We start from the raw sequence: 13,071 nt of genomic DNA, 5'->3' as shown, positions 1-13,071 counted from the left end.
CTCCGCCAACAACGCCGCCAACAACGCCGCCAACAACGCCACCCACAACTCCGCCGACGACTCCGCCTACGACGCCTCCGACCGGTCCGCCGACAACGCCGCCTACGACGCCTCCGACCACTCCGCCTACGACGCCGTCGACTACTCCTGTGGCGACGCCTCCGGCGACGTCGGCGACTGCGCCGGTGGGTACTCCGTCGGGGACGGTGACTACGCCGGTGCCTTCGGGGGTGCAGACGTCGGCGCCGAGGGCGACCGATTCGGGGACTCCGGGCGTACCGACGGCTGTGGATGCCGGGCTCTCCGGCCCACCGCCGCGCCTGGCTGCGGCGAGTGACAGCCGCCCGAACGAGGCCGGCGGCATCCTGATGACCCTCGGCGGCATGCTCCTCGCCGGCGGTGCGATCGCCTCGCTCCGGCGCCACGGACGCCACACCCGCTGACGAACTTGTCATCGGCAACAACAGGTGGACACGTACTGACGGTCATTGCCTCCCGCCCGTACGTGTCCACCTGTGGATAACAGTGCGATCTGTGCGACCAATCGTTACCGGAGCGCCTTGACTACTGTAACGAAACCGAAATACTTCTTTGGACTTCATCTACCCTGCATCGAGGATGGACATGACCCAGATGGGCAAGCGTTCCCGGGGGGCCGGCATCTTCGCCGGAGCCGGAGCGCTTTCACTGCTACTCGGCGCCACGGCTCTGCTCGTCGCGCCCTCCGCCAACGCCGACCAGACAACCGCAGGCCACGGTCACAACCCGCCGGGCAACAACGGCACGATCAAGATCGAAGACGCGGTACTCACGGACAAGCCGCCGAACAACAACCCCCACCAGGGCTGCACGTTCAGTGTCGAGTTCTACAACTACGACAAAGGCGACGACTTCCACGCAACGGTCAAGTTCGAGGACAAGTCGCCGACCGCGGACGCCGGGCTCCAGGTTGTCTCCGGCAACCTGAACCCGTTCATCGGCGAGGACGCCGCGGGTGGCGGCAACGACCTCGACGCGCGCGAGGTGTACACGCTGAAGTTCACCGGTCAGCCGCATCCGAAGCAGGGTTACCACGTCAAGATCACGGTCCACGCGGACGGGTCGATCGGCAACGACACCAAGCACAAGGTGTTCTGGGTGACGGGCTGCGACGCGCCGCCGCCCACCAGCCCGACGCCGCCGCCGACGAGCGACACGCCCCCTCCGACGACCGATACCCCTCCGCCGACCACGGACACGCCGCCTCCGACGACTGACACCCCGCCGCCGACGACGACCGACACGCCGCCGCCCACGACGGACACGCCGCCTCCGACCACGGACACGCCGCCGCCGACGAGCGACACCCCGCCGGCGACCACGACGGACACGCCGCCGGCCACGTCGGACACTCCGTCCGAGACCGCGCCGACCGAGAGCCAGTCGACGCCGGTTGCCGACGTACCGTCCGGCACGCCGACGCAGGGTGTGCCGACCGAGGTCGACGCCGGCTTCGGGGGACCGGACAGCGGTTCGGGTGCCGGTGGCAACAGCCCGTTCGGTCTGGTGGGCGGTCTGCTGCTCGCGGCCGGTGGTGCGATGCTCGCGGGTGGTGGCTTCGTCGCCCTCCGCCGACGCGGAAAGCACAGCGTCTGAGGTGAGCCCTGCACGTCGTCGCGGCCGTCCCGCTCCACTGCGGTGGAGCGGGGTGGTCGCGGTCGTGGGTCTGGGGGTGCTCGCCGCCGGCGCCTACCTGCAGTTCGGCCGCGATGACGGTGCGAGCGCGGTGACGCCGCCGTCTCCGGCCACCGCCGGAAGAACTCCGGTTGCCGTGGAATCGCGCGCGCATCCGCCGGCCGCAGCAGTCCCGAGGCCGGCACCGACGCCCGCTCGTACGGCGGTCGCGCAGCGCCCTGGCCGCCCGACCTCGATCAGCATCCCGCAGTTGAACGTGACCGCCCCGGTCGTCTCGATCAAGGCGGTGCACGCCGCACTGACGCCGCCGTCCGACGCGTCGACGGTCGGCTGGTGGTCGGGCGGTGCGCAGCCCGGTGCCGCCCGCGGTTCAGCCGTCATCACCGGTCACACGGTGCACAACGGCGGCGGTGCTTTCGACGACCTCGACCAGTTGGTACCCGGGTCCGTCGTCCAGGTCGCGACTGTGCGAGGCCCCCTGCGGTACAAGGTCGTGACGGTGACGACGTACCGGAAGGCCACGCTGGCGAAGCGTGCGGCCCAGGTGTTCGACCAAGGTGTTCCGGGACGACTGGTGCTCGTCACGTGTGAGGACTGGAACGGTCAGATCTATCTCAGCAACGTGGTCGTGGTCGCCGTACCGATGGCGTAGCGTGCTGCGTCGTGACGATCGATGGGCTGGGTGACGCGTTCGGGCAGGCGGCGGATCGAGCCGCGCCGGACGTCTCGTTCGAGGAACTGGTCGCGATGATGCCGGAGGCGTTGCGGGAGGTGTTCCCGCCGTACCGCTGGCAGTTGGCGAAGCTGTGGGAGCTCGACCTGAAGGTGGAACCGGTCGAGATCGCCGACCTGGTCTGGATGTTCGACCTGCCGCTGTGGCAGCTCGAGGGGGAGCGGTTCAGGGTCACCCCGCACCAGGTCGCGGAGACCCCGATGAACTTCCGCGCGCACTACCAGCGGGTGATGGACGCGGACCTCGACTTCCCGATCAACCTGGTCGCGTACCGCGGCCGGCTGGTCGTGCTGGACGGCGTGCACCGGCTGCTCAAGGCGCACTTCCTGCGCCGCCGGTGGATCGAAGCGACGATCGCGACCGCCACTCAGCTGCAGTCCTGCGCGGTCTGAGCGTCGCGCTGCGGCTAGAGTTGGTGACATGACATCTAAACACGACGACGAGTACGCACCGAGCACCGCCGGCTGGGTCCGGGACCAGGTCGACAAGGTGACCGAGGCCGGCACCACCGACGCGGTCAGCATCCAGGGCATGAAGGTGGTGCTGATGACGATGCGCGGCGCCAAGTCCGGCAAGATCCGCAAGGTGCCGGTGATGCGCGTCGAGCAGGACGGCGTGTACGCGGCGGTCGCGTCGCTCGGCGGCGCCCCGAAGAACCCCGTTTGGTACAACAACCTGAAGGCCGACCCGAAGGTGGCCCTGCAGGACGGCGAGCTGCACGGTGACTACGTCGCCCGCGAGATCGACGGCGCCGAGTACGAGGAGTGGTGGCCGCGGGCCGTCGCCGCCTACCCGCCGTACGCGGAGTACCAGACCAAGACCACCCGGAAGATCCCGCTGTTCCTGCTCGACCCGGTCAAGTAGCTGCAAAGATCTCGCTCCGGATGACGGTCGGTGACGGGGGCGGGACCAGGCTTGTGAGACGCTGGCGACGGCCGGGTTGACCTTGACCCGGCCCGGCGCTCTGCGTCGCCTGAGTTCTGGGAGATGTCCTGACCACACACGACGCGGTGCGGGAACCGTTCGTCGGGTCGACGCGGCTGCGTCTGGCCGGACTTGCACTGCATGCCTATACCGCGAGCGGAACGGTGCTCGCGCTGCTGATCGTGATCGCCGCCATCGACGGCGATGCCGTCCGGGCACTCTGGCTCGGGCTCGCCGCCCTGGTGATCGACGGGACCGACGGGATGCTCGCGCGCCGGCTGCGGGTGAAGGAGACCATCCCGTGGTTCGACGGGGCGATGCTCGACAACATCGTCGACTACCTGACGTACGCGTTCGCGCCGATCGTGCTGCTCTGGACCGGCGGGTACCTCCCGGCCGGCACCTGGGGCGGCGTGCTCGGCGCGCTGCCGTTGCTTGCCTCCAGCTACCAGTTCTGCCGGGTCGACGCGAAGACCGAGGACCACTTCTTCCTGGGCTTCCCGAGCTACTGGAACGTGGTCGCGTTCTACATCATCGTGCTCGGCCTCAGCCCGGTCGCCACCGGCGTGCTGCTGGTCGTGTTCTCGGTGCTGGTCTTCATCCCGGTGAAGTACGTGTACCCGTCGCGCACCAAGGCGTTCCGCTCGCTGAACCTGTTGACGACCGCGATCTGGCTCGCCTCGTACGCGGTGCTGCTGGCGCAGATGCCCGACCCGAACGCGATCGTGGTCGCGATCTCCCTGGCCTACCTGGTGTACTACGGCGCCCTCAGCCTGTACCTGACCTGGCGACGTAGGGTCGTTTCGTAGTGGTTCTCGGTCTCGGCGCGGCACTCGGTGCCGCGGTGCTGTTCGGTATCGGGGCGATTCTGCAGGCGGTCGGTTCGCGGAAGGTTCCGACCGAGTCGGAGCTGGATCCGCGGCGGCTCGGTGGGTTCGTGGTCAAGCTGCTCAAGCAGCCCGCGTTCCTCGGGGCCCTGGCGCTGAACCTGGCCGGCTTCGGGCTGCACTTCGTCGCGTTGCGGCTGTTGCCGTTGTACCTCGCGCAGGCGGGGATCGCGGTCAGCCTCGTGGTCACGGCGCTGCTGGCGACCCGGTTGATGTCGGACCGGTTGAGCACCCTCGAGTGGTCCGCGGTGTTCGGCGTCGTGGTCGGGCTCGGCCTGCTTGCGGTCGCGGCCGGTGGCGCGGGCGCCAGCGCGCAACATCACGGCCTCACGATCGGCATCGTCGTCGGGCTCGTGACCATCGCAGTACTGGGCGGTGTCGCCAGTCGCTCGCAGCACGGCGCCTCGACCGCACTGCTCGGCCTGCTGGCGGGTCTCGGGTACGCCGGTGTGGCGATCTCGGCGCGCTTGCTTAAGGACGGGTCGATCAGCGAGCTGCTCCACAGCCCCACGCTGTACACGTTGCCGCTCAGTGGGGCACTCGCCTTCATCCTGTACTCGTTGGCGTTGCAGCGCGGCTCGGTAACGCTGGCGACCACACCGATGATCGCCCTGCAAACCATCACACCGGCGGCCGTCGGCGTCTTCGTCCTCAACGACGCCGTCCGTGACGGCTGGTGGCCCGCGGCCGTCCTCGGCTTCGCCCTGTCCGCGACCGGCTCCGTCATCCTGGTCCGCTTCGAGTCGGTCAAGCACTGAGTCGGTCAAGCACTAACGGGTCGGCCACTTCCACGGCGGCTCGTCGAGGGGGCCTTGGCCGGTGATGGTGGTGGCGCCTTGCTCCTTGAGCAGCTCGATCGTTTGCAGCTCGGGGGAGAGGGCCGCGAGCGCACTGATGAACGGGCGCGAGTGCGAGACGACGATCACCTGGGTCTCCTTGGCAGCGGTGACGACCAGGTTCGCGAGGGCGGGCAGCAGGTCGGGGTGCAGGCTGGTCTCAGGCTCGTTGAGGACCAGGAGCTCGGGCGGACGCGCGGTGAGCAGCGCGGCGACCCACAGCAGGTACCGCAGGGTGCCGTCGGACAGCTCTGCGCCGGACAGCGGTCGCAGCAACCCGTGCTGATGGAACGCGATCTCGAAGCGGCCGGCGGTGTTCGTGACCTCGATGCGGCTGCCCGGGAACGCCAGCTCGATCGCCTCGTCCAGCGCGCCGCGTGGGCCCAGCTCGCGGACCGTCTGCAGCGCCGCAGCCAGGTCCGCGCCGTCCGGGGCGAGGACAGCGGTCCGGGTGCCGACCTGCACCCGCCGGGCCGGTGCGGTCGCATCGGTACGGAAGTGGTCGTAGAACCGCCAGCCGCGCAGACGCTCCCGCACCACCAGGAGCTCCGGCGCGCGCTCGGGGTCCGCGAACTCGCTCAGCATGCTGTCGAACGTCTGCAGCTGATGACCCGCGCGCTGCCACTCACCACCGGCCGCGCGGATCCGTACGTCATGGTTGCTGCGCTCCACCAGCAGTGCGGCCGGCCGGAGAAACGGCCCGGCCCACAAAGCTTCGCGCTTGATCTCCGGGTCCAGGTCGAACTGCGACCCGTGCGCGATCGGCAGCCCGAGGTCCATCAGGTAGCCGTAGTCGTCGCCGGCGAACCCCATCCGCAACGTCACCGGCCCCGTCCGCCGGGTGCCCTGCGTCGGCCGGTCCTTGCGGACGTGCTCGGGGCCCGCCCACAGCGTCGACTGGAGCCCGCCCTCCCGCGCCAGCGCCGCCACCGCACCGTTGCGCGAGGCATCGGCCAGTAACCGGAGCGCCCGGTACAGGCTCGACTTCCCCGTCCCGTTCGCGCCGGTCACCACGTTCAGCCCACCCAACGGCACGACGATCCGCCGGAGCGACCGGTAGTTCTCGACAGCCAACGTGGTAAGCACACGTCGAACCTATCGCCAGCCACCGACAGCATGACCGCTTCGTGCCATCGGGCCGGTACGAGCGCCTCGACTGCCTACGGTTTTCAGGTGCTGAAACCGATCCTCGTCTGCGTGATGTCCTTCGCCCTCGCGGCCTGCGGTACGTCGCCGAAACAGGCGGCTGCCCCGGCCGGCGGGCAGCCCAGCCCGTCGGCGGCAGCGTCGTCGACGCCAACCCCCACACCCTCGCCGACGCCGACGATCAAGGCCTTCACGATCTCCGCCAAGGGGCCGTTGCGGGTCGGAGGCGGGATGACGAAGCCGAAGCAGACGCTGCGGTTCGGGCGGCCGGCGATCGTACCGGTCGAGTTCTTCGACGACGCCGGGACCGGTACCCGTGGCGTGGTCTCGATCGTCGCGCAGCGGCCGCAGAAGGCGCCGGCGAAACTGGCCGCGCAGCTGGGGGCCGAGATGCGACCGGCAAAGGGACAGGTCGTCTACTACGCGCCGATCGTCATCACGAACGTCTCCGACATCGACCTGACCGGCTTTCGTGGTCCGCGACTGACGGCGATGCTCCGCAGCGGCGGCGCGACCGCGTACCAGATCGGCCTCGGCGGCGTCGCCGGCTGCGATCCGCACGGCGCGGCGCTACAGCTGGGTACGCTCGGGTCGTCGGACACCACGTGCGTGATCGGTGCGGTCTCACCCAAGGATCCATTGGGGCGGATCCAGTACCTCGATCCGCCGTACGGCAACGACGACGAGTTCGTCGGCGGGGAGCCGGACTACAACAAGTTCTACGACCTGGGTGCCATCAGCTGGCGGTGATGTCACAACGGAGCGCCCTGCCTCGTCGTATGGTCCAAAGACGAGGAGTGATGACGAGCTGATGCCTTCGAAGGACGAGCAGTTCGAGGAGCTGCGGCCGCTGCTGTTCTCGATCGCCTACCGGATCCTCAGCAGTGTCAGCGAGGCGGAGGACGCCGTACAGGACACCTGGCTCCGGTACTCGGCTTCGCCGATGGAGCCGGTCTCCACGAAGGCGTACCTGTCTGCTGTCGTCACCCGCATCTCTGTCGACGTACTGCGCTCCGCGCGTCACAGGCGGGAGCAGTACGTCGGGCCGTGGTTCCCGGAGCCCTTGCTCTCGGACCCGTACGAGGACCCGGAGCGGGCGGCCGAGCTGGCCGACTCGGTGTCGATGGCAGCGCTGCTCCTGCTTGAGCGGCTGTCGCCACTGGAGCGCGCGGCGTTCGTCCTGCGGGAGGTGTTCGGGTTCAGCTTCGCGGAGGTGGCGTCCGCCGTGGGACGCTCCGAGGCCGCGTGCCGCCAGCTGGTCGTACGGGGACGCCGGCACATGGAGGCCGGGCGCGCGAGGTTCGCGGCGGACCAGCGCGCCCAGGAGGCGTTGGCGGTGCGCTTCTTCGACGCGTTCAAGGAAGGCGACGTCGGCAGCCTGCTGGAGTTCCTGGCGGCGGACGTGCAGTTGGTCGGAGACGCCGGCGGCAAGGCGCCGCAGTGGGGCCGGGGCGTGGTCGCCGGCGCCGGGAACGTGGCGCGGATGCTGGTGGCGCTGGCAGCGCCGTTCGCGCAGATAGGCGGGGTCGTGGAGCCGCAGGTGGTGAACGGGCAGCCAGGGGCGATCTTCCGCAACAGCGAGGGCCAGGTGGTGAACACCTGGACGCTGGACATCGCCGACGGACAGGTGCAGGCGATTCGCGCGGTGGTTAACCCGGACAAGCTCCGGCACCTCGGCCCGGTCGCAGACGCCTGGGCCGTCGTGCAGGAGACCACCGCCGCCCGCCGGGACCCGTAGGGGCGCAGGGGAGAACCCCTGCGCCCCAGTGCGTCAGGCCAGTGACTCTTCCCAGGCTTGGTGCAGCCCGGCGTAGTGGCCGTCGATGGTGATCAGGTGGTCGGGCGAGCCGTCCTCGATGATCTGGCCGTACTCCAGAACGAGCACGCGGTCGGCGGTCTCGACCGTGGACAGCCGGTGCGCGATCACGATCGCGGTCCGGTCGGCCAGGATCGTCTTGAGCGCCCGCTGGATCAGCCGTTCGCTCGGGATGTCCAGGCTTGACGTCGCCTCGTCCAGGATCAGGACGGCCGGGTCCGCCAGGAACGCCCGGGCGAACGCGACCAGCTGCCGCTGCCCCGCCGACAACCGCGATCCACGCTTCTCGACCGCGGTGTCGTACCCGTTCGGCAGTGCGCTGATGAAGTCGTGCGCGCCGATCACCTTGGCGGCCTCGACGACCTCCTCCATCGTCGCGTCCGGCTTGCCGAACCGGATGTTGTCGGCGACCGATCCGGTGAACAGGAAGTTCTCCTGCGTCACCATCACGACCCGCTGCCGCAGATCGTCCTCGGCCAGGTCCCGCAGGTCCACGCCGTCGAGCAGCACGTGGCCGCTGGTCGGGTCGTAGAAGCGCGACACCAGCTTCGCGATGGTCGTCTTGCCCGCACCAGTCGTGCCGACCAGCGCAAGCGTCTGGCCCGCCGGTACCTCGAGCTGCAGGCCCGGGAGCACCGGTACGCCCTCGACGTACTCGAAGCGGACGTTCCGCAGCTCCAGCTGGCCGCGCGCCTTGCCGGGCTTGGCCGGCTGGATCGGCTCCGGCACGTCCGGGGTCTCGTTCAGGACGCCGGACAGCTTCTCCAGCGCCGCGGACGCGGACAGGAAGGTGTTGTAGAACTGCGAGATGTCCTGCAGCGGCTCGAAGAACTGCCGCAGGTACAGCAGGAACGCGGTCAGCACACCGACCGTCACGTGCCCGTGGTACGCCTGGTAACCGCCGTACGCCAGGATCGCGACGATGGTGATGTTGCCGACGCCCTTGATCGACGGCATGAAGATCGCGTTCAGCCGGAACGCCTCGAGGTTCGCCTGCCGGTAGCGGTCGTTGACCCCGTGGAAGATCTCCTCGTTGCGCGGCTCGCGGCGGAACGCCTGCACCGCGCGGATCCCGGTCATCGACTCGACGAAGTGCACGATGACCAGCACGACGGCTTCCCGCGTCTGCCGGTACACGGCCCCGGAGCGCTTCCGGAACCAGGCCGTGAGGGCGACCAGGGCCGGGAACGACAGCAGCGCGAGCAGACCGAGCTTGAGGTCCAGCGTGAGCAGGATGATCGACGTACCGACCAGGGTCAGTACTGCGGTGACCAGCCCGTCGAAGCCGTTCGCCAGCATCTCGTCGATGACCTGTACGTCCGACGTCATCCGGGAGATCACCCGGCCGGACGTGAACTTGTCGTGGAACGCAGGGCTCAACCGCTGGAAGTGATCGAACACCCGCTTCCGCAGCCCGAGCAGGATGGTCTGGCCGAGCCGGCCGGACCGCATCAGGAACAGCTGCCGCGCCCACGCCTGCAGGAGCGCCGAGAAGAGCACCGCGATCACGATGCCGATCAGCTGCTTGGAGCCCTCGCCCGCCAGGATCGGCGGGATGCCGTCGTCGATCCCCAGGTGCACCAGGTACGGCACGGCGAGCCGGGCGCCGTTCTCGACGATCACGATCACCACCAGCAGCCAGATCAGCTTCTGGTACGGCCGGAGCAGCTCACCGAGCAGCTTCCGGGAGTCCTCCTTCAGCCGGATGCTGGTCGCGCGGGAGATCTCCCGGTCGGGGTCCTCCTCGAACAGACCCCGCCAGCTCTGCTCCTCGGGCTGCTGCTCGTCCTGGGACTTCTCCGGTTCCGAGGCCTCCGGAGGTGTCTGCTGGGTCGTCGTCATGCCGGCACCTCCTCTTCCTCGGCTGCGAGCAGGTGCCGGTAGGCCGGGACCGTCGTCAGCAGTTCATGGTGGGTTCCTACGTGGGTGACCGTGCCGTTCTGCAGCAGAGCGACCTGGTCGGCCAGCATCACGGTCGACGCGCGGTGCGCGACCACGATGCCGGTGGTCTCCGAGAGCACGTTCCGCAGTGCCTCCTCGACCAGAGCCTCGGTGTGTACGTCGAGCGCGGACAGGGTGTCGTCCAGCACCAGGACGGCCGGCTTGGCGAGCACTGCGCGCGCCAGCGCCAACCGCTGCCGCTGACCACCCGACAGCGACATGCCCTGCTCACCGACGCGGGTCTCCAGCCCCCACGGGAGGTCGTTGGCGAACTGCGCCTGGGCGACATCCAGCGCCTGCTGTACCTCTGCTTCAGAGGCGTCGGGCCTGCCGAGTGTCAGATTCTCCCGAACACTCATGGAGAACAGCGTCGGGTCGTCGAACGCGGATGCCACCGCCGTCCGCAGCGACACCAGGGACAGGTCCCGGATGTCATGCCCGTCGATGGTGATCCGCCCCGCTGTCACGTCGTACAGCCGGGGTACGAGTGCGGTGAGGGTGGTCTTGCCGGACCCGGTGGCGCCGACGAGTGCGAGCGTCGTCCCCGGAGTCAGGTCCAGGTTGATGTCGTGCAGGACCTCGGTCGAGTCGTCGGAGAAACGGAACCCGACGTGCTCGAAGCGCAGGTGCCCGCGCGAGTTGGTGAGCTCCTCCGGACCGGACTGGATCACCGAGTGGGTGTCCAGGATCTCGCTGATCCGGTCCGCCGCGGTCATCGACTCCTGCGCCATCGCGAGGATCGCGCCGAGCGAGGTGACCGGCCAGACCAGGGACAGCATCAGCGTGATGAACGCGACCAGGGTGCCGAGCGTGATCGCCTCCCGGCCGACGGCGAGCGCGCCGAGCAGCAGCACGATCACCAGGGTCAGGTTCGGGATGACGCCGAGGAAGCTCCAGAACCGGGAGGCCAGCCGGACCTTGGCGACCTCGGTGTCGTACAGCGTCGTCGCTTCCTCGTCGAACTGCCGCTGGACGTACGGCCGGCGCCCGAAGGCCTTGATGACCCGGAAACCGAGCGCGGACTCCTCGATGCTCGTGGCCAGGTCGCCCTGCTGGTCCTGCACCTTGCGGGAGATCCGCAGGTACTTCTTCTCGAACTTCAGCGACACCATCACGATCGGTACGGCGGCCACCAGGACGACCAGACCGAGCGGCCAGTACAGCTGGAGCAGCAGGATCGTCACCACTGCCAGCTGCAGGATGTTCATCACCAGGAACAGCAGGCCGAAGCCCATGAACCGGCGGATCGTGGACAGGTCGGTGGTCACGCGGGAGAGCAGCTGACCGCTCTGCCAGCGGGTGTGGAACTCCATCGGCAGCGACTGCAGCCGGACGTACAGGTCCTGCCGGAGCGTGGCCTCGAGGTCGCTGACGGTGCGGGACTGCGCCCAGCGGCGCATCCAGACCAGCAGGACTTCGGAGATGCTCAGTCCGAGCGCGAGCAGCGCCAGCGGGACCAGCATGCTCAACTCTCGCCGGGTGACCGGGCCGTCGATGATGGCTCGGGTGACCAGCGGGACGGTGAGGCTGACGCCGACGCCGAGCATCGCGGTGACGAACATCACCGAGAGCCGCCAGCGGTGCGGCTTCAAATAGGGACGGAGCCGCCAGAGGTTACGGCTACGTTCTGGGGCACGGGTGGAAGGGGCAGCGATCGACGGCGCGTGGGCACGGTGCTCTGAGGGCATCTGGACGGGCGCACTTCCCATCTACTTCGGTTCAGAAAAGGGTTTGGCGACCTGAAAACGGCGCACTTTCCAGTATCGCTCAACAGGTAAGCGCTTGTCCTGCCCATTCCATTCCCCACTGATGAATCGCAATAGGCCGCCGCGGCTCCACGCGGAAGGGGTCCCGTTATTCATCACGGATCGCTATCAGTCCCGTGTTACCGATCGCGCCCTTTCGGGCACTTCGCGCAGTCCGCGGAGCGGAGAGAGCGCCGCGACGAGCAGACCGGCGAGCATCCCGGCGGTGGGGATCAGCAGCGTCGGACGGATGCCTATCCCGGTCGCGACGACGCCGGACAGACCTGCGCCGACGGTCTGGCCACCGATGACCAGGGTGCGCCAGGAGGCGATCACCTGGCCGAGGAGATGCGGCGGTGCGAGGGACTGCCGCAGGGTGCGTTGCGGGACGCCGAACAGCGACATGCCGAGGCCGGCGAACACCTGCCCCAGAAGGATCACCGGTGTTATCCCGGTAAACAGAGCGACACCACTCAGTGACGCTAGGAATACACCGGACAGATAGGAACGCCCGAGACCGACCCGGTCGCACCAGGCGGTGGCGACGAAGGTTCCGGCGACCGCCGCGGCGCCGAAGGTGGTGAGAGTCAGTCCGACGAATCCCGGTGATTTGTGCAGCTCCCGCACCAGGTAGAGAACGGTCAGGGGTCCCCCCATCGCACCGGCCATGGCTGCGACCCCCGCCGAGACAACGAGCGGCCGGAGCATCTCGTGGCCGAACAGCACCCGGAGCCCCGCAGACAGCCGTACCTCGGCCCGTGACCGCGCTGGTGGGCGAGCGGGTTCACGGATGAGGTACGCCGTCACGGTGGACACGACGTACGACGCAGCGTCGACAACGAGCGCGAACGGTGCCGTGAGCACCTGTACCAGGAGACCGGCCGCCGAGGGTCCGAGTGTCGACGCGAGGTTGTAGTTCAGCAGGGCGGCGCTGTTGGCTCGCAGCAGGTCTTCACACGGCACCAGTCCTGGGAGCATCGTCTGGGAGGCGGTGTCCGAGAGCAGAGTGAGAACTCCGGTCAGTACGGCGACGGCATAGAGCTGCTCGATCCGCAGCCATCCCAGTGCGGCCGCTACAGGCACGGAGCCGAGGAGTACGAGCCGTCCGAGGTCCGTCCAGATCAGTACGCGTCGTAGCGACCACCTGTCGACCCAGACGCCGGCCAGTAGTCCGAACACGAGGTGCGGGGCGATCGACAGCGCCGACAGTGCGCCCATCTGGACGGCTGAGGCCTGCAGAGTCACCACAGCAACCAGCGGCAGCGCGACAGTGGTGACGGCGCTGCCCGACGCCGACACCAGCTGCCCTATCCAGAGCTTCCGGAACTCACCCCTCACGACCCATGCCATGGCAGCGAACCTGTCACTG

13 protein-coding genes are annotated in these 13,071 nt (G+C 68.7%); 9 read left to right on the top strand and 4 right to left on the bottom strand.

What is annotated here, in order from left to right; genetic code table 11:
• The 7 genes from ACGFI6_RS02245 to ACGFI6_RS02215 all read left to right on the top strand — a co-directional run.
• Positions 1–337: hypothetical protein (locus ACGFI6_RS02245; RefSeq protein WP_393114650.1), on the top strand; the 337-nt coding region annotated here is incomplete at its 5' end.
• A gap of 281 nt (positions 338–618) precedes the next feature.
• Positions 619–1,635: a hypothetical protein gene (locus tag ACGFI6_RS02240; RefSeq protein WP_393114648.1), complete on the top strand. Its 1,017-nt coding sequence runs from the start codon at positions 619–621 to the stop codon at positions 1,633–1,635.
• A gap of 52 nt (positions 1,636–1,687) precedes the next feature.
• Positions 1,688–2,326, top strand: a complete 639-nt coding sequence (locus ACGFI6_RS02235) for a class F sortase (RefSeq protein ID WP_393114646.1) — start codon at positions 1,688–1,690, stop codon at positions 2,324–2,326.
• 11 nt (positions 2,327–2,337) lie between these two features.
• A complete protein-coding gene (locus ACGFI6_RS02230; protein ID WP_393114644.1) occupies positions 2,338–2,799 on the top strand; it encodes a hypothetical protein in 462 nt (153 codons plus the stop codon).
• 28 nt (positions 2,800–2,827) lie between these two features.
• Complete coding sequence (locus ACGFI6_RS02225; protein ID WP_393114642.1) at positions 2,828–3,271, top strand: nitroreductase family deazaflavin-dependent oxidoreductase; 444 nt, start codon at positions 2,828–2,830, stop codon at positions 3,269–3,271.
• A 146-nt stretch (positions 3,272–3,417) separates the two neighbouring features.
• A complete protein-coding gene (locus tag ACGFI6_RS02220; protein WP_393114640.1) occupies positions 3,418–4,140 on the top strand; it encodes a CDP-alcohol phosphatidyltransferase family protein in 723 nt (240 codons plus the stop codon).
• Complete coding sequence (locus ACGFI6_RS02215) at positions 4,140–4,976, top strand: hypothetical protein (RefSeq protein WP_393114637.1); 837 nt, start codon at positions 4,140–4,142, stop codon at positions 4,974–4,976. Before ACGFI6_RS02220 ends, ACGFI6_RS02215 begins: the two co-directional genes overlap by 1 nt.
• A gap of 12 nt (positions 4,977–4,988) precedes the next feature.
• Here the strand turns inward: ACGFI6_RS02215 and ACGFI6_RS02210 are convergent, their stop codons facing one another.
• Entirely contained in the window at positions 4,989–6,140 is a 1,152-nt protein-coding gene (locus ACGFI6_RS02210; protein WP_393114634.1) for an AAA family ATPase, read from the bottom strand.
• Between the two features lie 87 nt (positions 6,141–6,227).
• On the opposite strand from ACGFI6_RS02210, the gene ACGFI6_RS02205 reads away from it, so the two are divergent.
• Positions 6,228–6,950, top strand: coding sequence for a hypothetical protein (locus ACGFI6_RS02205; RefSeq protein ID WP_393114632.1), 723 nt, complete (start codon positions 6,228–6,230; stop codon positions 6,948–6,950).
• A 61-nt stretch (positions 6,951–7,011) separates the two neighbouring features.
• Entirely contained in the window at positions 7,012–7,938 is a 927-nt protein-coding gene (locus ACGFI6_RS02200; protein WP_393114630.1) for an RNA polymerase sigma-70 factor, read from the top strand.
• Positions 7,939–7,971: 33 nt separating this feature from the next.
• On the opposite strand, the gene ACGFI6_RS02195 is transcribed toward ACGFI6_RS02200, so the two are convergent.
• The 3 genes from ACGFI6_RS02195 to ACGFI6_RS02185 all read right to left on the bottom strand — a co-directional run bounded on the left by ACGFI6_RS02195 (position 7,972) and on the right by ACGFI6_RS02185 (position 13,052).
• Positions 7,972–9,858, bottom strand: coding sequence for an ABC transporter ATP-binding protein (locus ACGFI6_RS02195; RefSeq protein ID WP_393114628.1), 1,887 nt, complete (start codon positions 9,856–9,858; stop codon positions 7,972–7,974).
• On the bottom strand, positions 9,855–11,549 hold the full coding sequence (locus tag ACGFI6_RS02190) for an ABC transporter ATP-binding protein (RefSeq protein WP_393114626.1): 1,695 nt from the start codon (positions 11,547–11,549) through the stop codon (positions 9,855–9,857). The genes ACGFI6_RS02195 and ACGFI6_RS02190 overlap by 4 nt, the downstream gene beginning before the upstream one ends.
• Positions 11,550–11,831: 282 nt before the next feature.
• Complete coding sequence (locus ACGFI6_RS02185) at positions 11,832–13,052, bottom strand: MFS transporter (RefSeq protein ID WP_393114624.1); 1,221 nt, start codon at positions 13,050–13,052, stop codon at positions 11,832–11,834.
• Between the last annotated feature and the right edge of the window lie 19 nt (positions 13,053–13,071).

Origin of the sequence: Kribbella sp. NPDC048928 (genome assembly GCF_043197975.1) — a bacterium.
Lineage (GTDB): Bacteria > Actinomycetota > Actinomycetes > Propionibacteriales > Kribbellaceae > Kribbella.
The sequence above is the reverse complement of the archived record's forward strand: the minus strand, read 5'-3'. Positions and strand labels throughout refer to the sequence as shown.

Bases quoted from the DNA above. Each gene is read 5' to 3' on its own strand.
- ACGFI6_RS02185 (WP_393114624.1), bottom strand. From the start codon at position 13,052: ATGGCATGGGTCGTGAGGGGTGAGTTCCGGAAGCTCTGGATAGGGCAG.
- ACGFI6_RS02240 (WP_393114648.1), top strand. From the start codon at position 619: ATGGACATGACCCAGATGGGCAAGCGTTCCCGGGGGGCCGGCATCTTC.
- ACGFI6_RS02195 (WP_393114628.1), bottom strand. From the start codon at position 9,858: ATGACGACGACCCAGCAGACACCTCCGGAGGCCTCGGAACCGGAGAAG.
- ACGFI6_RS02225 (WP_393114642.1), top strand. From the start codon at position 2,828: ATGACATCTAAACACGACGACGAGTACGCACCGAGCACCGCCGGCTGG.
- ACGFI6_RS02200 (WP_393114630.1), top strand. From the start codon at position 7,012: ATGCCTTCGAAGGACGAGCAGTTCGAGGAGCTGCGGCCGCTGCTGTTC.